Annotated in this window: 21 protein-coding genes and 1 tRNA gene; 19 read left to right on the top strand and 3 right to left on the bottom strand. The window is 71.0% G+C overall.

Features of this window, described 5'->3' with window-relative positions:
* The 17 genes from VKH46_15285 to VKH46_15205 form a co-directional block, all read left to right on the top strand.
* On the top strand, positions 1-405 hold a 405-nt coding region (locus tag VKH46_15285; protein HKB72209.1), incomplete at its 5' end, for a chorismate-binding protein.
* Between the two features lie 91 nt (positions 406-496).
* Positions 497-1,069, top strand: a complete 573-nt coding sequence (locus VKH46_15280) for an aminodeoxychorismate/anthranilate synthase component II (GenBank protein HKB72208.1) — start codon at positions 497-499, stop codon at positions 1,067-1,069.
* Complete coding sequence (gene trpD / locus VKH46_15275; GenBank protein ID HKB72207.1) at positions 1,066-2,076, top strand: anthranilate phosphoribosyltransferase; 1,011 nt, start codon at positions 1,066-1,068, stop codon at positions 2,074-2,076. The genes VKH46_15280 and trpD overlap by 4 nt, the downstream gene beginning before the upstream one ends.
* Positions 2,073-2,849: an indole-3-glycerol-phosphate synthase gene (locus tag VKH46_15270; GenBank protein ID HKB72206.1), complete on the top strand. Its 777-nt coding sequence runs from the start codon at positions 2,073-2,075 to the stop codon at positions 2,847-2,849. Before trpD ends, VKH46_15270 begins: the two co-directional genes overlap by 4 nt.
* Positions 2,850-2,887: 38 nt before the next feature.
* Positions 2,888-3,022, top strand: a complete 135-nt coding sequence (locus tag VKH46_15265) for a hypothetical protein (GenBank protein ID HKB72205.1) — start codon at positions 2,888-2,890, stop codon at positions 3,020-3,022.
* Complete coding sequence (locus tag VKH46_15260; GenBank protein ID HKB72204.1) at positions 3,019-3,633, top strand: phosphoribosylanthranilate isomerase; 615 nt, start codon at positions 3,019-3,021, stop codon at positions 3,631-3,633. Before VKH46_15265 ends, VKH46_15260 begins: the two co-directional genes overlap by 4 nt.
* Positions 3,626-4,798 (top strand): tryptophan synthase subunit beta, encoded by a 1,173-nt coding sequence (trpB, locus tag VKH46_15255; GenBank protein HKB72203.1) that lies wholly within the window; start codon positions 3,626-3,628, stop codon positions 4,796-4,798. Before VKH46_15260 ends, trpB begins: the two co-directional genes overlap by 8 nt.
* A complete protein-coding gene (gene trpA / locus VKH46_15250; GenBank protein HKB72202.1) occupies positions 4,795-5,667 on the top strand; it encodes a tryptophan synthase subunit alpha in 873 nt (290 codons plus the stop codon). Before trpB ends, trpA begins: the two co-directional genes overlap by 4 nt.
* Positions 5,664-5,951: a chorismate mutase gene (locus tag VKH46_15245; GenBank protein HKB72201.1), complete on the top strand. Its 288-nt coding sequence runs from the start codon at positions 5,664-5,666 to the stop codon at positions 5,949-5,951. Before trpA ends, VKH46_15245 begins: the two co-directional genes overlap by 4 nt.
* Positions 5,945-6,958: a 3-deoxy-7-phosphoheptulonate synthase gene (gene aroF / locus VKH46_15240; protein HKB72200.1), complete on the top strand. Its 1,014-nt coding sequence runs from the start codon at positions 5,945-5,947 to the stop codon at positions 6,956-6,958. The genes VKH46_15245 and aroF overlap by 7 nt, the downstream gene beginning before the upstream one ends.
* Positions 6,959-7,321: 363 nt before the next feature.
* Positions 7,322-8,314, top strand: a complete 993-nt coding sequence (locus VKH46_15235; GenBank protein HKB72199.1) for a YpdA family putative bacillithiol disulfide reductase — start codon at positions 7,322-7,324, stop codon at positions 8,312-8,314.
* Positions 8,307-8,987, top strand: a complete 681-nt coding sequence (locus VKH46_15230) for a hypothetical protein (GenBank protein HKB72198.1) — start codon at positions 8,307-8,309, stop codon at positions 8,985-8,987. Before VKH46_15235 ends, VKH46_15230 begins: the two co-directional genes overlap by 8 nt.
* A gap of 38 nt (positions 8,988-9,025) precedes the next feature.
* Complete coding sequence (locus VKH46_15225) at positions 9,026-9,889, top strand: RodZ domain-containing protein (protein HKB72197.1); 864 nt, start codon at positions 9,026-9,028, stop codon at positions 9,887-9,889.
* Positions 9,886-10,980: a hypothetical protein gene (locus VKH46_15220; GenBank protein ID HKB72196.1), complete on the top strand. Its 1,095-nt coding sequence runs from the start codon at positions 9,886-9,888 to the stop codon at positions 10,978-10,980. Before VKH46_15225 ends, VKH46_15220 begins: the two co-directional genes overlap by 4 nt.
* Positions 10,981-11,053: 73 nt before the next feature.
* On the top strand, positions 11,054-11,677 hold the full coding sequence (locus VKH46_15215) for a DnaJ domain-containing protein (protein HKB72195.1): 624 nt from the start codon (positions 11,054-11,056) through the stop codon (positions 11,675-11,677).
* Positions 11,678-11,690: 13 nt separating this feature from the next.
* Entirely contained in the window at positions 11,691-12,503 is an 813-nt protein-coding gene (locus VKH46_15210; protein ID HKB72194.1) for a Stp1/IreP family PP2C-type Ser/Thr phosphatase, read from the top strand.
* Between the two features lie 67 nt (positions 12,504-12,570).
* Positions 12,571-14,013, top strand: coding sequence for a hypothetical protein (locus VKH46_15205; protein HKB72193.1), 1,443 nt, complete (start codon positions 12,571-12,573; stop codon positions 14,011-14,013).
* A 361-nt stretch (positions 14,014-14,374) separates the two neighbouring features.
* Here VKH46_15205 and VKH46_15200 read toward each other — a convergent pair whose 3' ends face one another.
* Positions 14,375-15,655: a thiolase family protein gene (locus VKH46_15200; protein HKB72192.1), complete on the bottom strand. Its 1,281-nt coding sequence runs from the start codon at positions 15,653-15,655 to the stop codon at positions 14,375-14,377.
* The gene (locus VKH46_15195; protein HKB72191.1) at positions 15,645-17,417 is read right to left on the bottom strand and encodes a long-chain fatty acid--CoA ligase; all 1,773 of its coding nucleotides are present in this window, start codon (positions 17,415-17,417) and stop codon (positions 15,645-15,647) included. Before VKH46_15195 ends, VKH46_15200 begins: the two co-directional genes overlap by 11 nt.
* Positions 17,418-17,492: 75 nt before the next feature.
* On the opposite strand from VKH46_15195, the gene VKH46_15190 reads away from it, so the two are divergent.
* Positions 17,493-18,035: a hypothetical protein gene (locus VKH46_15190; GenBank protein HKB72190.1), complete on the top strand. Its 543-nt coding sequence runs from the start codon at positions 17,493-17,495 to the stop codon at positions 18,033-18,035.
* 40 nt (positions 18,036-18,075) lie between these two features.
* Positions 18,076-18,447, top strand: coding sequence for a hypothetical protein (locus VKH46_15185; GenBank protein HKB72189.1), 372 nt, complete (start codon positions 18,076-18,078; stop codon positions 18,445-18,447).
* A 525-nt stretch (positions 18,448-18,972) separates the two neighbouring features.
* Here VKH46_15185 and VKH46_15180 read toward each other — a convergent pair.
* Positions 18,973-19,049: transfer RNA gene (locus tag VKH46_15180), tRNA-Met, on the bottom strand.
* Positions 19,050-19,099 lie beyond the last annotated feature (50 nt).

Here is a 19,099-nt window from a genome sequence, read left to right as displayed (position 1 = left end):
GTGCCGGAGTTCTTCACCGTGGAAAAATACTCGCACGTGCAGCATCTCGTCTCTTCCGTGACCGGGCGGCTGCGCCCGGACGTCTCCGCCCTCGACGCGCTCGCCGCGTCGTTTCCGGCGGGCACCTTGACCGGCGCGCCGAAGATCCGCGCGATGGAGCTGATCGACGAGCTCGAGCCCGCGCGCCGGGGGATCTACGGAGGCGCCGTCGGCTACCTCGACGTGTCGGGGGACCTCGACTCCGCGATCGCGATCCGGACGATGGTCGTCGAGAACGGCGTCGCGCGCGTGCAGGCGGCGGCGGGGATCGTCGCCGACTCCGACCCCGACCGCGAGGCGCGGGAGACCGAGATCAAGTCGGGCGCCCTCTTCCGGGCGGCCGAAGCGGCGGGAGAGCTCCGTTGAGGAGCTCAAGAGAGAGAGCTCCGTTGAGGAGCTCAAGAGAGAACGCTCCGTTGAGGAGCTCAAGACAGACCGTTCGGGCGAGGAACCTCCGATGATCCTGATGGTCGACAACTACGACTCCTTCACCTACAACCTCGTGCAGGCGATCGCGGCGATCGATCCCGACGTGCGCGTCGTCCGCAACGACGCCTTCGACCCGCGGGTCGAGCTCGACCGGCGGCCCGCGGCGGTCGTGATCTCGCCGGGCCCGGGCGTTCCGGAGAAGGCGGGCCGCTCGATCGAGACGATCCGCGCGGCGGAGGAGCGCGGGATTCCCCTTCTCGGCGTCTGTCTCGGCCACCAGGCGATCGCGGTCGCGCACGGGGCGGTCGTCGACCGCGCCCCCGTCCTGATGCACGGAAAGACGTCGCGGATCACGCACGGCGGCGTCGGGATCTTCCGCGGCCTGTCGAACCCCTTCGAGGCGACCCGATACCACTCGCTCGCCGTCCGCGAAGAGACGCTTCCGCCGGAGCTCGAGGTGGTCGCGCGGTCGGAAGACGGGATCGTCATGGGGCTGCGCCACCGGGAACGGCCGGTCTGGGGCGTCCAGTTCCATCCGGAATCGATCCTCTCCGTCGAGGGGCCGAAGCTCATCGGGAATTTCGTGCGGGGCGCCGCGTGAGTATCGCCCGGGCGCTGCGGCGGATCGCCGATCGCGGAACGCTCTCCGCGGGCGAGGCGCGCGACGCGTTCTTCGACCTGATGGAAGGACGGGCGTCCGACGCGCAGAAGGGCGCGCTGCTGCTGGGGCTCGCCGCGCGCGGCGAGACGCCGGAGGAGCTCGCCGGCGCGGTCGGCGCGGTCCGGGAGAAGATGCTCCGCGTCCCCTCGGCCCGGACGCCGCTCCTCGACACGTGCGGCACCGGCGGGCACGGGAGGACGACCGTCAACGTCTCGACCGCCGCGGCGTTCGTGTGCGCGGGTGCGGGCGTCGCCGTCGCCAAGCACGGCAACCGCTCGGCGACGCGCTGCGGCTCCGCCGACGTGCTCGAGTCTCTCGGAGTCCCGATCGAGAAGTCGCCCGCGCAGGCCGCCGCCGAGCTCGACGAGACCGGGTTCACGTTCCTCTTCGCGCCCGCGTTCCATCCCGCCATGCGCCAGGTCGCGCCGGCGCGGCGGGAGCTCGCCGTGCGGACGATCTTCAACCTGATCGGGCCCCTCGCCAATCCCGCGGACGCGAACCGGCAGCTCATCGGCGTGAGCCGGTTCGACGTCGCCCGGCTGCTGGCGGAGGCGCTCGCGATGCTCGGCACGGAGCGCGCGATCGTCTTCCACTCGGAGAACGGACTCGACGAGCTGACGCCGGGTGTGGCCGCCATCGGCTTCGAGGTGCGGCCGGGACGCGCGGCCGCGTGGCGGTTCGACGCGGGGGTGCTCGCCCAGCGCCCGGTCGAGATCGCCGACCTCGCCGGCGGAGCGCCGGCGGAAAACGCCGCGATCCTGCGGGCGGTCCTCGACGGGGCGCCCGGCCCGGTCCGCGAGACGGTGCTCGTCAACGCCGCGGCGGCGCTCTGGATCGCGGACGCCGCGCCGACGCTCCACGAGGGGTACGCGATGGCGGAAGCCGCGATCGACTCGGGGCGCGCGGCCGCCGTCCTCGCCCGCGCCGCGGCGCCGGAGCGCGCGTGAGCGGCGGCGTCCTCGCGGAGATCGCGGCGTCGGTTCGGTCCCGGATGCCGGCGGGTGCGTACGCTTTGCGGCAGCCCGCCGCGCCCCCTCCCGACGGCGCGCGCTTCGCCGCGTCCCTGTGCGAGGGAGGCACGCGGATCATCGCGGAGCTCAAGCGCCGCTCGCCGTCGGCGGGGGAGATCGACCGGAACCTCGACCGCCGCGTCGAGACCCTCGCCCTCGCCTACCGCCGGGGGCATGCGGCCGCGATCTCGGTCGTGACGGAGCGGGAATTCTTCGGCGGCGACCCCGAATGGATTTCGCGGGCGCGCCGGATCTCGGGCCTGCCGGTCCTGATGAAGGACTTCGTCCTCGGCGAGGAGCAGCTCGATTTCGCCGCGTCGTACGGCGCCGACGCCGTGCTGCTGATCGCGGCGCTCCTCGACGACGAGGCCCTGCCGCGCCTTCGTCGCGCGGCGGAGTCGCGCGGCCTCGCCTCGCTCGTCGAAGCGCACGACGCGGAGGAGGTCCGCCGGGCGGCCTCCGCGGGAGCGTCGATCGTCGGGATCAACGCCCGGGACCTCCGGACGTTCGACGTCGACCGCGAGGCGGCCGCGTCGCTCGCCGCGTCGGTGCCCGGCGGGATCCTCCGGGTGGCCGAGAGCGGCATCCGATCGAGGGAAGACGTCGAAAGGCTCGCCGCGGCGGGGTTCTCCGCTTTCCTCGTCGGCGAGACGCTGCTCCGCTCGGAGGATCCGGAAGAGACGCTGCGATCGCTGCGGGGGACGTCGTGAAGACGTCGGAGAATGTCGTGAAGACGTCGGAGAATGTCGTGAAGACGTCGAGGGGCGTCGTCGAGACGTCGAGGGATGTCGTGAAGACGTCGGAGAATGTCGTGAAGACGTCGAAGGATGTCGTGAAGACGTCGAGGGATGTCGTTGTCGAGACGTCCAAGGACATCTCGTGACGCGCGTCAAGATCTGCGGACTGACGCGAAGCGAGGACGTGGCGCTCTGCCGCGAGCTCGGCGCCGACTATCTCGGGTTCAATTTTTCGGCGAGGAGTCCCCGCCGGGTGAGCGAGGAGGCGGCGGCGGAGCTTCGCTCGGCGTCGAACGGGGCCTGCCGGGTCGGCGTGTTCGTCGACGAAGAGCGCGACGCGGTCTGCCGCGCAATCGACGCCCTCCGTCTCGACCTGCTCCAGTTCCATCGGGAGATCGCTCCCGAGGACTTCGGCTACGGTCTGCCGGTCGTCGCCGTTCGCCGGGTCTCCGGAGCCGTGTTTCCCCATGAGCGCGCTCTCCTGGACCGTTGCCACGCGGTCCTCTTCGACGCCGCACACCCGGAGCTCGCCGGCGGGACGGGACGCACGTTCGACTGGAGCCTGCTCGCGGGCCACCGCGGCGCGGCGCCGATCGGCATCGCGGGAGGCCTGACGGCGGACAACGTCGGCGCGGCGATCCGGACGGCGCGGCCGTTCCTCGTCGACGTCGCGACGGGCGTGGAATCCTCGCCCGGCATCAAGGATCCGGGCAGGCTCCGCGCGTTCTTCGCCGAGGTCCGGAGGGCCGATGGCTGATCGCGGCAGATTCGGTCCCTATGGCGGGAGCTTTGCGCCCGAGACGCTGATGGCGCCGCTGACGCGTCTCGCGGCGGCATTCTCGGAGGCCCGGAAAGACGCGCGTTTCCGCGCCGAGTTCGACGCGGCTCTCCGCGACTACGCGGGCCGGCCCACGCCGCTCTTCCTCGCCGCCCGCCTTTCCGAGGACGCGGGAGGAGCGAAGATCCTGTTCAAGCGCGAGGACCTGCTCCACACCGGCGCGCATAAGATCAACAACGCGATCGGTCAGGCGCTCCTCGCTCGCCGCATGGGCAAGACGCGGCTGATCGCCGAGACCGGCGCGGGCCAGCACGGTGTGGCGACCGCGACCGTCGCCGCGTGGCTCGGATTCGATTGCGTCGTCTACATGGGCTCGGAGGACACCCGCCGCCAGGCCGTGAACGTCGCGCGGATGCGTCGCCTCGGCGCCGAGGTGCGCGAGGTCGAGGCGGGGTCGAAGACGCTGAAGGACGCGATCAACGAGGCGATGCGCGACTGGTCCGAGAGCTCGGCGACGACGCATTACGTGCTCGGCTCGGCCCTCGGGCCGCACCCGTATCCGTCGATGGTCGCGTGGTTCCATCGCGCGATCGGCCGCGAGGCGCGGGCCCAGTGCCTCCGGCGGTGGAAGAAGCTTCCGAAAGCGGTCGTCGCCTGCGTGGGGGGCGGCTCGAACGCGATCGGCATCTTCCAGGCGTTCCTGCGGGACCGCGTGGGGCTCTGGGGCGTCGAGGCGGGCGGCCGCGGGCCGGCGCTCGGCGATCACGCGGCGCGGTTCGCCGGAGGACGCATCGGCATCCTCCACGGGACGCGGACGTGGGTCCTCCAGGACCCGGAGGGGCAGATCGCGCCGACGCATTCCGTGTCGGCGGGGCTCGACTATCCGGCGGTCGGCCCGCAGCATGCGGCGCTCCGCGAGGCTCGCCGCGTGCGCTACGTCTCGATCGGCGACGCGGAGGCGCTCGCCGCCTTCGACGCGACGACGCGCCGCGAGGGGATCGTGCCGGCGCTCGAGTCGGCGCACGCGATCGCCTTCGCGCTCCGGCTCGCGCGGTCGCTCCGGAAGCGCGATCTCCTCCTGGTGAATCTCTCCGGCCGCGGGGACAAGGACCTCGCGGAAGTCGAGCGCCTGGAGTCGGAATGAGCGGGACGGGAGCGATCGGCGCCGCGTTCGCGCGCGCCGCCGGAGAAAAACGCGCGGCGTTCGTCGCGTATCTCACGGCGGGGGACCCGGATCTCCCGACGACGGTCGAGCTCGCGCGCGCCGTCGCCGCGGGCGGCGCGGACGTGCTCGAGCTCGGGGTCCCGTTCTCCGACCCGATCGCCGACGGCGCGACGCTGCAGCGGTCGGCGTCCCGCGCGCTCGCGTCGGGGACGACGCTCGACGGGGTCTTCTCGGCGGCGGCCGAGATCCGCCGGGCGACCGGGATGCCGCTCGTGCTCTTCTCGTACGCGAATCCCCTCTGCGCCCGCGGATTCGACCGCGTGTTCCGGGAGGCGCGCGCGGCCGGATTCGACGCGGTCCTCCTGACCGACGTGCCGGTCGAGGAATCGCGTCTCGTCCTTCCGGAGATCCGGCGCGCGGGGCTCGACCCCGTGTTCCTCGTCTCGCCGACCTCCGACTCCCGCCGGATGCGCGAGGCGGCGTCGCGTTCGCGGGGCTTCCTCTACGTCGTCTCCCGGACGGGGACGACGGGGGAGAAGAGCCGTCTCGCGGGGGACCTCGAGACGACCGTTGCGCGCGCGCGGCGCGCGACCGTCGCGTGCGCGCGAACGGGAAGTTCGGCGGGGGCGCGTGCGAGGCGCGCGACCGTCGCCCGGAAGAAGAACTCTTCGGGACGCCTTCCGATCGCGGTCGGATTCGGCATCGCGCGGCCGGAGGACGCGGCCCGCGTGGCCCGCATCGCCGACGGCGTCGTCGTCGGATCGGCGCTCGTCGCGTGCGCGGAGCGAAGCTCCGTCGCCGCCGTCGAGGCGCTCGTCCGGGAGCTCGTCGAGGCCTGCCGCCGATGACCGAGCTCGAGCGGCTCCGCGCCTCCATCGACGAGCTCGACCGCGTGCTCGTGAAGCTCCTGAACCAGCGCGCGAAGTACGCGCTCGAGATCGGCCGGGCCAAGAGCGCCGCCGGGGTCCCCGTCTACTCTCCGGAACGCGAGCGGCAGGTGCTCGCGCACGTGGAGCGCGAGAGCCGCGGGCCGCTCTCGGCGGAAGGCCTTCGCCGGCTGTACGAGCGGATCATCGACGAGTCCCGGCGGCTCGAGCGCGAGGCGCAGGGCGCCCAGGAGGAAAAATGCTGATCGTGATGAGCCCGACGGCCACGGAGTCCGAGGTGGACGCCGTGATCGCCCGGCTGGTCGAGAAGGGTTTCGACGTGCATCGCTCGACGGGAGCGGAGCGCACGGTGCTCGGCGCCGTCGGCCACATCCAGAACAGCGATCCCCGCTTCTTCGAGGATCTGCCCGGCGTCTCGGAGGTCGTCCGCATCTCGGAGCCGTACAAGCTCGCCGGCCGGACGTTCCAGCCGCGCGATTCCGTGATCTCCGTCCGCGGCGTCCCGGTCGGCGGGGACGAGGTGGTCGTGATGGCCGGCCCGTGCACGATCGAAACGCGAGACCAGATGTTCGAAAGCGCGAAAGCCGTCGCGAAGGCCGGAGCGCGGATCCTCCGCGGCGGCGCCTTCAAGCCGCGCACGTCGCCGTACTCGTACCAGGGGATGGGGATCGACGGATGGAAGCTGCTGCGCGAGGCGGGGGACGCGTTCGGCCTCGCGACGGTCTCCGAGGTGATGGACGCGTCGCAGATCGAGGACGCGCTTCCGTACGTCGACCTGCTCCAGGTCGGCGCGCGGAACATGCAGAACTTCACGTTCCTCAAGGAGCTCGGGAAGATCCGGAGGCCGGTCCTCCTGAAGCGCGGTCTCTCGGCGACGATCGAGGAGTGGCTCCTCTCGGCCGAGTACGTCATGGCGGGAGGAAACCGCGACGTGATCCTCTGCGAGCGCGGGATCCGGACGTTCGAGCGGTACACGAGGAATACCCTCGACATCTCGGCGATCCCGGTCGTCGAGAAGCTCTCGCACCTGCCGGTCGTCGCCGATCCCTCGCACGGGACGGGACACCGGGAGCAGGTCGCTCCGATGGCGCTCGCCGCCGCGGCCGCGGGCGCCGACGGCCTGCTGATCGAGGTGCATCCGGATCCCGACCACGCGCTGTGCGACGGCCCGCAGTCGCTGCTGCCGGCGCAGTTCGAGAGGCTGATGGATGCCTTGCGCATCGTGGCGCCGGCGGTGGGGAAGAGGATCTAGCCGGCGCGGACCATACGCGGCGTTATACGGGTCCGTGTGGCCGGGCGGCGGGCTCAACGTACGCTCCGGTACGCCTCACCCGCCGCCCGGTCGCCCGAACCCGTCTTCCACCACGTCTGGCCGCGCCTCGTCCTTGCGGCGAGGGATTACGATGGCGACGGCGCGGGCGGTCCATATTCCGTCCGCCTTCGCCAAGGCTACGGCGGCTCTGCCCTCAACACCGCTGACACTCGGACGGCGAGAACAGCCCGATCGATATTCCGGGGGCCGTCTCTTGCGAGCTGCCGTCATCGCGAGCGAAGCGGAGCGATCACCCGGGAAATCGGAATTCCCGCTTTCGCCGCCATCCTTTAAAATCTCCCGATGCCGGACGCATCCCTTCCCGTCGCGATCGTCGGCGCGGGGCCGACGGGGATCGCGTGCGCCATCGAGCTCCAGCGAAAGGGAATCGCGGTGGTCTGCTTCGACCGCGGCGCGATCCTCGACTCGATCTACCACTTTCCGGAGGAGATGGTCTGGTTCTCGAGCCGCGATCTTCTGGATATTGCGGGGGTACCGTTCACGACGCCGCACGCGCATCCGACGCGACTCGAGACGCTCGCCTACTACAGAGGCGTCGCCGAGAAGTTCGGAGTGCGGGTCGAGCCGGAGACGGAGATCGTGGACGCGAGGCGGATCGACGACGGCTTCGTGATCGCCGCGCGCCGCCGCGGCGCTCCGATCGAGATCCGCGCGTCGGCGGTCGTCATCGCGACCGGGTTCTTCCACAATCCGAAGAAGCTCGACGTGCCGGGGTGCAGCCTGCCGCTCGTCCACACGCGCTACGTCTCGGGGTATCCGTTCCACGGCCGGCGGGTCGTCGTCGTCGGAGGCAAGAACTCCGCGTCGGAGGCCGCGCTCGACCTCTACCGGCACGGCGCGTCGGTGACGATGATCGTGCGGCACGGAGCGATCTCGGAGCGGGTGAAGTACTGGATCAAGCCCGATCTCGAGAACCGCATCCGCGACGGGGCCATCCGCGCCCTGTTCCACTCGCGCGTCGTCGAGATCCAGCCGGACGCCGTCCTCGCCGAGACCCCGTCGGGGCAGATGCTCGTCCCCGCCGACGCGGTCTTCGCCCTGATCGGGTACGAGCCCGACTTTGCGTTCCTCGAGCGCTGCGGCGTCGTCCTCGAGGGAGAACGCCGGCAGCCGAGGCACGACGCCGAGACGTTCGAGTCGAACGTGCCCGGGTTGTACCTCGCCGGCGCCGTCCTTTCCGGCACCGACACGGGGCGCATCTTCATCGAGAACAGCCGCCATCACGCGGCCGCGATCGCGGAGGCGATCGCCCGGAAGGGCTCGGTCCATGCCTAGGGCGACGGAGCGCGAATACCTGCGCCGCGGCGAGTCCGGCGATCTTTCCGCCGACGACATCCGCGCTCTCCTCCGCGACCCGGACGCCCGCCGCCTCCACGTCGTGCGCCGGGCGCTCGCCGCGCATCCGCGCACGCCTCGGGCCGAGGCGATCTCGCTCGTGCCGACCCTCTTCTGGCGCGACCTGGCGTGGATCTCGGCCGACGCCCGGGCGCATCCGCAGGTCCGCCGCGCGGCGGACCAGGAGATCCTTCGCCGCCTTCCCGGGCTCGCGATCTCCGAGCGTGTCGAGCTCGCCCGCATCTCGGGCCCGGGAACCGTCTCGGCGCTGCGGAGATCCGGGGAGCCGCCGCTCGTCCGCGCCCTCCTGAGGAACCGCTTCACGGTCGAAGCCGACGTCGTTTACATGGCGATCGCCGGGCGCGACCCCGAGTCGCTCGAGGCGATCGCTCTCGATTCCGTCTGGGGTCTCCGGATCGCCGTCCGGGCCGCGGTCGCACGCAACCGGTTCACGCCGGCCGGGCTCGCCGCCGACCTTCTCGCCGCGATTCCGCTCGCCGATCTGCGGGAGATCTGCACGGAACGCTGGCGGACGCCGAACTTTCTCGAGATCGCCCGCGCCACCCTCGCGTACCGAACGGTGACGGGCGGGGGGGCGACTCTTCCGGCCTGAGCCAGCTCCCGCGACGGTGGTGCTAGCATCGCCGGAGCATGTCCGAGAAAGACCCCGCGGAGACCAGTTTCGGGGAGGAATTGAAGCGGCATCGCCTCCTCCGCGAGGTCTCGCTCGAGAGCATCGCGGCGGCGACCAAGATCTCGGCGCGCCACCTGCAGGCGCTCGAGCGTGGAGATTTCGGCAAGCTCCCGGCTCCGGTCTTCACGCGCGGCTTCATCCGCGCCTACGCGGCGTTCCTCGGCCTCGATCCGGAGGAGATGGTCAACGCCTATCTCTCGGAAGTCGGGGCCTCCGGCGCCCGAAGCCACGCCGGGTCGGCCGCCGGATCGGCGTCCCGGAAGCCGTCGGTCCGCGCCGTCGTGCTCGGCGTCGTCGCCGCCGCGGTCGCGGTCCTGATCGCCGCGGGCGTGTGGCGATACGTCCGGCGGCCGAGACCCGAGGAGCCGAAGGCGCTCTCGCTTCCTCCGGTCGCTCTTTCCCCGCACATTCGCCAGGTTCCTCCCTCGACGGGAGCTTCCCCGGCGCCTCCGGCGGCGGACGCCCCCTCTTCGACCTCCGCCCCCGTTTCGGCGGCGCCCGTGTCGGCGACGGTCGTTCCGGCCGCTGCCGGCGCGCCGCCGGTCGCCGAGCCGCTGACGCTCGCCCTTTCCACCCGCGAGGAATGCTGGATGGAGATCTTCGCCGACGACCGCCTTCTCTTCTCGGGGACCCTCCGCGGCGGGGAAGCCCGGACCTTCGAGGCGCGCCGGAGCTTCCGTCTGACCGCCGGGAACGCGGGCGCCGTGCGCGTGACCGTCAACGGCCGCGCGCTTCCTCCGCTGGGTCAGGAGGGAGAGGTCGTGCGCGACGTCCGCCTCGACGCGGGAAGCGTCAACGAGCTCCTTTCCCGCGGGCAATGAGCTCGGCCAGGCCTCCGGAGCCCGAGCTCTCGGTCGCCGCGCTCGCCGACGGATCGGCCGAACGCACCGTCCGCCTGTTCGCCGCGCGCGGCCTCCTTCCACTCGGGATCGAAGACCGGCTGCGCACGCTCCTCGCGCTCGCCCGCGACCCGGACCCGGAAGTCTCGGGCGAGGCGCGGCGCTCGCTCGCGCGCGTGACGCCGGACGAGTGGGGCCTCCTCTTCGACCTCGTCCCGCTGACGGCCGACGAGATCGCGAGGCTCGCCGCCGCGACCGAGGACTCGGCGGTTCTCGAGCAGGTCGTCCGATATCCGGGGACTCCCGATTCCGTGCTCGTCGAGATCGCGAAGACGGCGGCCGGAACCGTCCAGGAGGCGCTGGTCGTCAACCAGAAGCGGCTGCTGGCGAGCCCCGAGCTCCTCGCCGCGATCGAGTCGAACCCGGGCCTCACCGCCGACTCGCGCCGGCTGCTGCACGAGATGCGGGAGGAGTTCTTCGAGAAAGTGGAGCGGCGCGCGCTCCTCGAACGGGAAACGGCCGAGCGAGAGGCGGCCGAGCAGGCCGCCGCCGCGCGGCAGGAGGAGGAGACGGCGCGAGCCGGCGAAGCCGAAGCCGAGGCGGCCCTCGCGTCCGGGGCCGCGACGTCCGCCGAAGGGGAGGAGGAGCTCACCGAGGAGCGCCGGATGGCGCTTCACCAGCGGCTCGCGTACATGACGGTCGCCCAGCGGATCGACGCGGCGACGAAGGGCACCCGGGAGGAGCGGCGCGTCCTGATCACCTCGGTGCTGAAGCCCGTCTGGGAAGCGGTCCTCAAGTCGCCGTTTTTGACCGACGTCGAGCTCGAAGCGTTCGCCGCGATGCGCAACGTCGACGAGGAGGTCTTCCGGCGCATGGCCGCCAAGCCGGACTGGGTGCGCAAATACGGCGTCGTGCTCGCGCTGATCCGGAACCCCAAGGTGCCCCCGGAGGTCGGCATGAGCCTGGTGAAGTTCCTTCGGCTCCGCGACCTGAAGGCGATCATGAACGACCGCAGCCTGGCGGAGGCCGTCCGCGTCACGGCCCGGAAGCTCTACCTGATCAAACGGTCGTAACCGGGCCGCTCGGGATCGTGGGGCTTGCACCGGGCGCGCCGGATACCGGATAATCGCCGAAAGAATCGAACGCATGGCTCAATCGGTCAACCATTACCAGGTCCTCGGAGTGGATCGGACTGCCACCGAAGAGCAGCTCCGCAAGCGCTTCCGCGAGCTCGCGCGCGAACGGCACCCGGACCGGTTTCCGCCGGCGGAGAAGGCGCGCGCGGAAGCGGAATTCCAGTCGCTCACCGAGGCGTACAACATCCTCACGAACCGGGAGCGCCGCGCCGCCCACGACTTCGACCTGGACAACAAGGTCGTGTCCGCCGACGATCCGCAGGCGATCGCGCAGGCGTATCTCGCCCGCGGGGTCGACGAATACCGGGAGGGGCGCTGGGACTCGGCCTTCTCGAATTTCGAGCTCGCGATGCACCACGACCCGGAGAACGCGAAGATCCAGCACCACTTCGCCCTCGCCGCGTCGCGGTTTCCGAACCGCATGCGCCACGCCGTCGCCGCCATCGAGAAGTCGATCCGGATCGACCCGCACAACGCGAGCTTCCTGAAGGACGCGGGGCTGATCTTCCGGCAGGCCGGCCTATGGAGCCGCGCGGAAAAGTGCTACCTTGAAGCCATGCGCTGGACACCGGATTCGGCCGAGGTGCGCCGCGGTCTCGAAGAAGCGCGCGCGCACCGCGCGCCGCAGGCGTGAACCGGCGATGGCGATGAATCTCCGGGCCTTCGGCCTGACCGACATCGGTCGCAAGCGCAAGCACAACGAGGATTCCTTCGTGATCGATCTTTCGGAGGGGCTCTTCGTCGTTGCGGACGGCATGGGAGGGCACGCCGCCGGCGAGGTCGCCGCCAAGATCGCGGTCGACACGATCGAGGAGTTCATCACCGACACGAGCCAGAAGATGGAGAGCACCTGGCCGTTCCAGTACAACCACCAGTGGCGGTTCAACAGCAACCGTCTCGCGGTCGCCGTCGAGAAGGCGAACGAACGGGTGATCTCCGCGGTCGCCAAGCAGCCGTCGCTGAAGGGGATGGGGACGACGCTCGTCGGCGGGATCCTGAACGGCTCCGGAATGTCGCTCGCGCACGTCGGGGACAGCCGCGCCTATCGCCGCCGGAGCGGCGAGCTTCGCCGGCTGACGGACGATCACTCGTGGGTGCACGAGCAGATCGTCACCGGCATCCTCACGGAGGAAGAAGCGAAGTCGCATCCGCTCAAGAACGTCGTCACCCGGGCGCTCGGGGGCGGACCGACGGTCCTGCCCGAGCTGCAGGAGCTCGACCTCCAGCCGGGCGACCAGTACCTGTTCTGCTCCGACGGGCTGACGACGATGCTCTCCGACGAGGAGATCGGCCAGGTCCTCGCCGGCGGGGGCGGGGATCCGGAATCCATCTGCCGGGACCTCGTTGCCCGCGCCAACGAGAAGGGCGGGCTCGACAACATCACCACGATCGTCGTCGAGGTGGCCGACGGAGCCTCTCGCCCGGGCTCCTCCAACGAAAAGACCTCGCCGCCCGTATAACTCCCGATCCGCGATTGACTTCGCCGGACGGGAAGGCTATCGTAAACCTCGGATGCGCTTCGGGATAGTGAAACGGTGGCCGGTGTGGGCCGCCTGCGTCCTCTGGGCGGCAGGCAGCGCTCAAGCCGCGCCGTGGCGGCGCGCCGAGTTTCTCGGCTCTTCCGTCGGCGTCAACGTTTTCCGCCCCGACCTCCGGTCGACCGACGCCGGCTCTCCCGAGAACCTCGCGATCTGGGACGGGCGGGCCGTCGTGCGCGCGCCGGGGCTCGACCCGGCCGACGCGGCCGCCTTCGCGGCGGAGCTCGACGCTCGCCTTCGCGCGGCGTTCGACCCGGGCGACTGGAAGGTCCCGTTCACGGCCGCGGAACCCCTCCGCGTCCTCGCCGCCTCCGCTCCCGGGCTCGACTTTTCCGACGTCTTCAGCCTTGCCGGCGACCGGGACGGGGTCGTGGCGTTGAACCTCGCCGGACACTCGTTCGCCGATGCCGCGGCCGAGGCGGTCCGCGGAGCGGCGGTCTTCGTGCTGCGCGGCCTCGCTCCTGCGACCCCCTCCGGCGTGGTGTCGGCCGCGGCCCGCGCCCTGTCGCTCGGCGCCGATCTGTCCGAGAGCGATCGCGAGGAGCTGCGAGAGAACGGCGCCGCGCCCGAGCACTCCCTCGACGCCCCCGGTTCGGAGCTCTTCGCCGCGGAATGGATTCGCGAGATGGCGGCCGCCGCCGGTCCCGGATTCCTGCGAAACGTCTGGACCGGCCGCGTCGCGCGCGGCGAGTCATCGCTCTCCGCGTTCGGCACGGCCTTCCGCGAGCTCGGAGGATCGCCCGGCGACGCGTTCTACCGGTCGCTCGCGCGGCTCTACGGCGCCGAGGACGTCTTCGGCGACTCGGCGAAGCTCACGGAGTCGGATCTCGCGGCCGGCGCGCTGAACGCCGCCGCGCCGGGAGCGCGCGCCTGGCGCTTCTTCGCGGCCTCGCCGGCGGGATCGGGAGGCTGGAGCGTCGCCTGGCCGGACGACGGCGCGCGGGCGTTTGCCGTCGTGCACTACGAAGACGGTCTTCCGAGCGACGTCATCCCGGTCTCGGCGGGCGAACGGAAGGTTCTTCCGGCTTCCGGCGTGACCCGGATCGACTGGGTGGTGCTCGGGGGAGAGCATGGGCCCGCGCCGCTCGCCGCGCCCGCCGCGGTCGTCCACGAGGCGGAGTTCCCGGTCGCGGGACTCTCCGCGGAGGCGCGCACGGCCGCGGGCGAAGGGGTCGCGCTCTCCTGGACAACGGCCTCTCACCGGGACCTCTCGGGTTGGGCGATCCTGCGGAGCGAGGTCACCGAGGACGGCCGGATCGTCCGCGCGGAACCGGAATCGCTCCCCGCGCAGGCCGAAGCCCGCGACGGCGCTTCCTACGACTTCGTCGACACGTCCGCCGTGGCCGGCCACTATTACCGCTACGACGTGTGGGCGGTGACGGCCGACGGGGTCCTCTCCCGCGCGTTTCGCGCCACCCTTCGCGCTCGCTGACGCGAAGTCGGCAGGCGCGTCCATACATCGAGCGAATACGCGCGTCCTCGACCGCCGTACCCCTCCGACGTACGCCCCGGTACGCCTGCGAGGTCCGGCGGTCTGTGGGTGCGCGTCTCGCTCGCGTCTGAACGCGCCTGATCGCCATCGTCAACCGAGACAGGTTATGTGACGATCATCGGCTACGCGGCTTTTCAACGCCGAGTTATTGGGAATGCCGGTGCTGTGCCGAGGCGCGGCGAGACGCGAGCCCGGCGGGATGCGGGCAGGCCGCGCCGCCCGCCGGCGTACTCGGACGTACGTCTAGGGCGAGCGCGGCTCTGCACGCGCCCGCCCGGCTCGATGTATCGCCGCGCCCTCTCTAAGAGGCCAACTCCACGACGATCGCGCCGCCCTGGCCGCCTCCGATGCACATCGTCGCGAGTCCGAACTGGACCTGCCGCCGGCGCATCTCGCGGAGCAGCGTGATGACCTGCCGCGTTCCGGTCGAGCCGACCGGATGGCCGAGCGCGATCGCGCCGCCGTTGACGTTCGTGCGCTCGAAGTCGAGCTCTCCGATCCGCTCGGAGCCGTGGCGCGCCGCCCACTCCGCGGAGTCCCACACGCGGGCGCACGCGAGCACCTGCGCCGCGAACGCTTCGTTCAACTCCACGAGGCCGATCTCGTTCCACGAGAGCCCGGCGCGCTTCAAGGCGACCGGCGTGGCGAGCGCGGGACCGAGGCCCATCCGCGCCGGATCGATCCCGGCGAACCCGAAGGAGCGCACGTACCCGAGGGGTTTCAGGCCGTACCCGCGAGCGGCCTCGACGGACGCGACGATCACGGCCGCGCCCCCGTCGGTGATCTGCGACGAGTTTCCGGCGGTCACGGTGCCGAACTTCCGGTCGAAGTAAGGCCTGAGCTTCCCCAGCGCCTCCATCGTCTGGTTCTCGCGCACCCCGTTGTCGATCGTGGCGAGCCGGTCGTAGTCGGGAGGAACGGGCACCGGGACGATCTCTTCGGCGAGCTTCGCGCGCGCCGCCGTCGCGCGCTGATGCGAGCGCAGCGCGTAGGCGTCCTGCTCCTCCCGGGAGACGTGGAACTCCTTGGCGAGGACCTCCGCGGTCTGCCCCATGTTGAGGTCGCAGACCGGGTCGGTCAGGCCGAGCTCGAGGCCGACGACCGGCTTGAAGTCCGCGGGCCGGAGCTCGGCGGCCGCGGCGAGGCGCGCCAGCGGGGACTTCGCTGTCAGCATCCGGGTGAACTTGCGCTTGGCCGTCTCGCCGTAGAGGAGCGGGATGTTCGACATCGACTCGACGCCGCCCGCGAGGATCATCCGGTTGAATCCTCCGCGGATCCGGAGAAAGGCGTCCGCGATCGACTCCGCGCCCGATCCGCAGTTGCGTCCGACCGTGAACGCCGGCACCGACTCGGGGACCCCGGCCCGCAGCGCGATGACGCGGGCGATGTTCGCCGCGTCGACCGGAGTCGCGATGTTGCCGAAGATCACCTCGTCGAGGTGCTCGGGATCGAGCCCGGTCCGGGCGAAGAGCTCCACGGACGGGATGCGCCCGAGGTCGACCGCGCTGACGCCCTTGAGGTCGGTGTTGACGCGGCAGTAGGGGGTCCGCACGCCGTCGACGACGACCACGTCACGTTCCATGCGGCTTCTCTTCGTACATCCGGTCGATCAGCGCCTTGTAGCGCTCCTCGATCACGCGGCGCTTGACCTTCATCGTCGGGGTGATCTCGCCGGCGTCGAGGGTCAGGTCGCGGTCGAGGAGCGTGAAGGCGCGGATCTGCTCGTAGTGGGGCTTGCCTTCGTTGTACGCGTCGATCTCCTTCTGGAACGCGGCCTGCACCTCGGGGCTCTCGAGCGGCCGGGCGCCGAGCCCCATGCGCTTCAACGCCTCGAACCTCGGGACGATGAGCGCCGCGATGAACTTCCGGGCGTTGCCGATCACGATCGGCACCTCGATCAGCGCCGACTGCTTCAGCGCGTTCTCGATCGGCTGCGGCGCCGCCTTCTTGCCGCCGGAGAGGACGATCACGTCCTTCTTGCGGTCGGTGATCCGGAGGAAGCCGTCGTCGAGCTCGCCGATGTCGCCCGTCGCGAACCAGCCGTCGCGGTCGATCACCTCGGCGGTCTCGGCGGGCTTGCCGAAATATCCCTTCATGACGTGCGGGCCGCGGGTGAGGATCTCGCCGTCGTCCGCGATCCGGACCTCGACGCCCGGAACGGGACGGCCGACCGTGCCGAGCTTCCATCGCCCGGGCCCATTGACGCAGATCACCGGGGAGGTCTCCGTCAGGCCGTACCCCTCGTAGATCGTCACGCCCGCGCCCCAGAAGAACTCCGCCAGCTCCCGGGAGAGGGGAGCGCCGCCGGAGACCGCGAACTGGAAGCGGCGTCCGAGCCGCGCGCGGAGCTTCGAGAAGACGAGGCGGTCCGCGATGCGGATTCCGAGAGACGTGGGGTTCTCTTCTCCGCGCTCCATCCGGCGGAGCCGGCGCCGCCCCTGCTCGACGGCGAACGCGAAGATCGCCCTCTTGACGGGCGAGCCGGCGACGCTCTCCCGAACCGCCGCGTAGATCTTCTCGTAGACGCGCGGGACGGCGCCGAAGACGGTCGGCTCGAGCTCGACCAAGGCGTCGCGGAGGATCGTGACGTCGCCGAGATAGCCGATCGTGGACTGCCGGTAGGCGTACGCGTAGTCGAGCATCCGCTCGAAGACGTGCGACAACGGCAGGAACGAGAGGGCGATCGACGTTTCCCGGATCGGAACGATCTGGCAGCAGGCGAGGACGTTCGAGACGAAGTTCGCGTGCGTGAGCACCGCTCCCTTCGGCTCGCCGGTCGTTCCCGACGTATAGATGATCGTGCACGGATCGGACGGGCGAATCCGCGAGGCCCGGGCCTCGAAGACGGTCGACCCCATCTCCATGTTGCCGCGCCCGCGGTCGATCGTCTTGATCCAGTGCTCGTAGCCGGGCTCGTCCGGGGGCGCGGCGTCGATCGCGATCACGTGGTCGAGCTCGGGACAGCGGTCGCGGATCACGCGGATCTTCTCGAGCTGCTCGGCCGTCGAGACGACGGCGATCTTCGCGCCGCTGTCGCGGAGCAGCTCGACGATCTGCTCGGCGGGCAGGGTCGCGTAGATCGGGACCGAGAGGGCGCCGCCGCAGATGATCGCGTAGTCGGCCATCGCCCACTCGGGCCGGTTCTCGGAGAGGATCGCGACCCGGTCGCCGGGCTGCATGCCGAGCGCGTTCAGGCCGAGGGAGAGGCACCGCACCGTGAATCCGAAGTCGCGCGCCGAGACCGACGTCCATTTTCCCGCCTCGTCGCGGCTCATCTGGACCGCGTCCTTCCCGGAGGAGGCGAGGCCCTCGAAGATGTCGTAGAGCGTCGAGACGTCGGCCATGGAACGACTTCGATTCTAGCCCGGATCATTCCGCCGCGCCCGATGCGGGCTCCCGCATCGGTTATCCTCCGCGGCATGGCGCTCGCGCTCCTCGCCGGAACCGCCGCGGCCGCGGCCGGCTTCCTCGTGACCTCGTGGTTCGGGTTCGTCCTCGCGTGGCACGGCGTGCACGATCCGAACATCCGGTTCCTCGTGACGCGCCACGTCCTCTACGCGATCCCGACGCTGCTCCTTTCGCTCTTTTCGCAGTCGATGGTCCTCTTCTACTTCATCGGAACGGGCCGGCTCGTGAAGGACGAGATCGCGGGATGGCCGGAGGAGAAGAAGCTCGGGATCCTGCGCGCGCTGCGCCGGTTCAAGGCGAAGACGTCGCCTCCGGCGACCTTCGCGATGATCGCGGCGATCGCGACGTTCGTGCTCGGCGGTTGGGTGCATACCGCGGCGCCGGGGATCCGCAGCATGGCGCGCCTCGCGCATCTCTCGACGAGCGTGGTCGCGCTCCTCCTGCATCTGTGGGCGCTCTTTGCCGAATACCCGGTCTTCGTCGAGAATCATCGGCTGATGGCCGACCCCGCCGCGTACCCGGCCCGCGAGCCGGGCGCCGGCCGCGCCCCGTGACCGGGAGAACGGCCGCGGTCCGGCGGCGGGGGAGCGCGGGATGAGGAAGCCGATCCTCTTGGCGGCGATCGTGACGGTCCCGCTCCTCGTGATCGCGGTCCGCGAGGCCGTGCGCCTCTTCGCCGGCCTCTCCGACCCGAAGCAGGCGGGCGCGGCGCCGCTCCTCTGGATCTTCGGCGTCTTCGTGACGCTCGTGCTCCTCTGGGTCGGCGTCTTCCTGATCGGCCGCGCGACCGTGAAGGACTCGTCGAAGCTGTCGTTCGAGGCGACGGCGGCGATCGCGATCGCCCAGGCGAAGAAGCGTCCGCCGGCGGCGAAATGCCCATCGTGCGGAAGGCCGCGGGTCAGCGAAGGCGCGTCGAAGTGCCTCTGGTGCGGGGGGAAATTCGAAGAGGAGGCGAGGATTCCGTAGCCCCGGGTGACGGCGAATGAATTCCCTTCTCCCCGCGGGAGAAGGTGCCGGCAAAAGCCGGCGGATGAGGGAGCTCCGCGAGCGTCGCGATGTGGCGAGTAAGGCGAGCCGCCCCGCTGCTTCGGCCGGCGGGAGAAGGTGGCGGCCAGAGGCCGCCGGATGAGGGTACCCGAACCGCGAAGGGCATCGCGCGAAACTCTCCGCGAGCGTCGCGAAACCGACAGTTGCCCGCCGTCGCTCGTCTTCGCCGAGCTATGGCGCGGCACCCGCCTTCGCAACGCGGCGCTTCGTTCGTTTTCTGAATCGCGCCGAAGCGTCGGCGAGCGCCAGCGTTCGACAGGGCGAAGGCCGGCGAGAAGGAGATCCACCACAGCCCTTTCAGGTCGGGCCCCGCAGCGGTCGAGCCGAGAAGGCGAGCCGCGGAGGTCAGATCGCGGAAAGTCTCGCCGAAGTAACCGAAGCGAGGAGGTCCGCGATCTGGGAGGCCGCGCGGTTCCAGCGCCAGCGCGCCGCGCGGCCGACGGATGGTGGCGGCGGGGGGAATTGAACCTCCGACATGGCGCTTATGAGACGCCCGCTCTAACCATCTGAGCTACGCCGCCCGGACCGGCGGAGACTAGCATGAATCGGTGGGCGGAGCGGTCACCGGGTG

This window comes from Thermoanaerobaculia bacterium (assembly GCA_035260525.1).
GTDB lineage: Bacteria > Acidobacteriota > Thermoanaerobaculia > UBA5066 > DATFVB01 > DATFVB01.
This window is presented reverse-complemented; position numbering and strand designations above follow the sequence as displayed.

Coding starts and splice junctions, on each gene's coding strand:
- VKH46_15280 (HKB72208.1), top strand. CDS start 497: ATGATCCTGATGGTCGACAACTACGACTCCTTCACCTACAACCTCGTG.
- trpB (HKB72203.1), top strand. CDS start 3,626: ATGGCTGATCGCGGCAGATTCGGTCCCTATGGCGGGAGCTTTGCGCCC.
- trpA (HKB72202.1), top strand. CDS start 4,795: ATGAGCGGGACGGGAGCGATCGGCGCCGCGTTCGCGCGCGCCGCCGGA.
- VKH46_15245 (HKB72201.1), top strand. CDS start 5,664: ATGACCGAGCTCGAGCGGCTCCGCGCCTCCATCGACGAGCTCGACCGC.
- aroF (HKB72200.1), top strand. CDS start 5,945: ATGCTGATCGTGATGAGCCCGACGGCCACGGAGTCCGAGGTGGACGCC.
- VKH46_15235 (HKB72199.1), top strand. CDS start 7,322: ATGCCGGACGCATCCCTTCCCGTCGCGATCGTCGGCGCGGGGCCGACG.
- VKH46_15230 (HKB72198.1), top strand. CDS start 8,307: ATGCCTAGGGCGACGGAGCGCGAATACCTGCGCCGCGGCGAGTCCGGC.
- VKH46_15225 (HKB72197.1), top strand. CDS start 9,026: ATGTCCGAGAAAGACCCCGCGGAGACCAGTTTCGGGGAGGAATTGAAG.
- VKH46_15220 (HKB72196.1), top strand. CDS start 9,886: ATGAGCTCGGCCAGGCCTCCGGAGCCCGAGCTCTCGGTCGCCGCGCTC.
- VKH46_15215 (HKB72195.1), top strand. CDS start 11,054: ATGGCTCAATCGGTCAACCATTACCAGGTCCTCGGAGTGGATCGGACT.
- VKH46_15210 (HKB72194.1), top strand. CDS start 11,691: ATGAATCTCCGGGCCTTCGGCCTGACCGACATCGGTCGCAAGCGCAAG.
- VKH46_15200 (HKB72192.1), bottom strand. CDS start 15,655: ATGGAACGTGACGTGGTCGTCGTCGACGGCGTGCGGACCCCCTACTGC.
- VKH46_15195 (HKB72191.1), bottom strand. CDS start 17,417: ATGGCCGACGTCTCGACGCTCTACGACATCTTCGAGGGCCTCGCCTCC.
- VKH46_15190 (HKB72190.1), top strand. CDS start 17,493: ATGGCGCTCGCGCTCCTCGCCGGAACCGCCGCGGCCGCGGCCGGCTTC.
- VKH46_15185 (HKB72189.1), top strand. CDS start 18,076: ATGAGGAAGCCGATCCTCTTGGCGGCGATCGTGACGGTCCCGCTCCTC.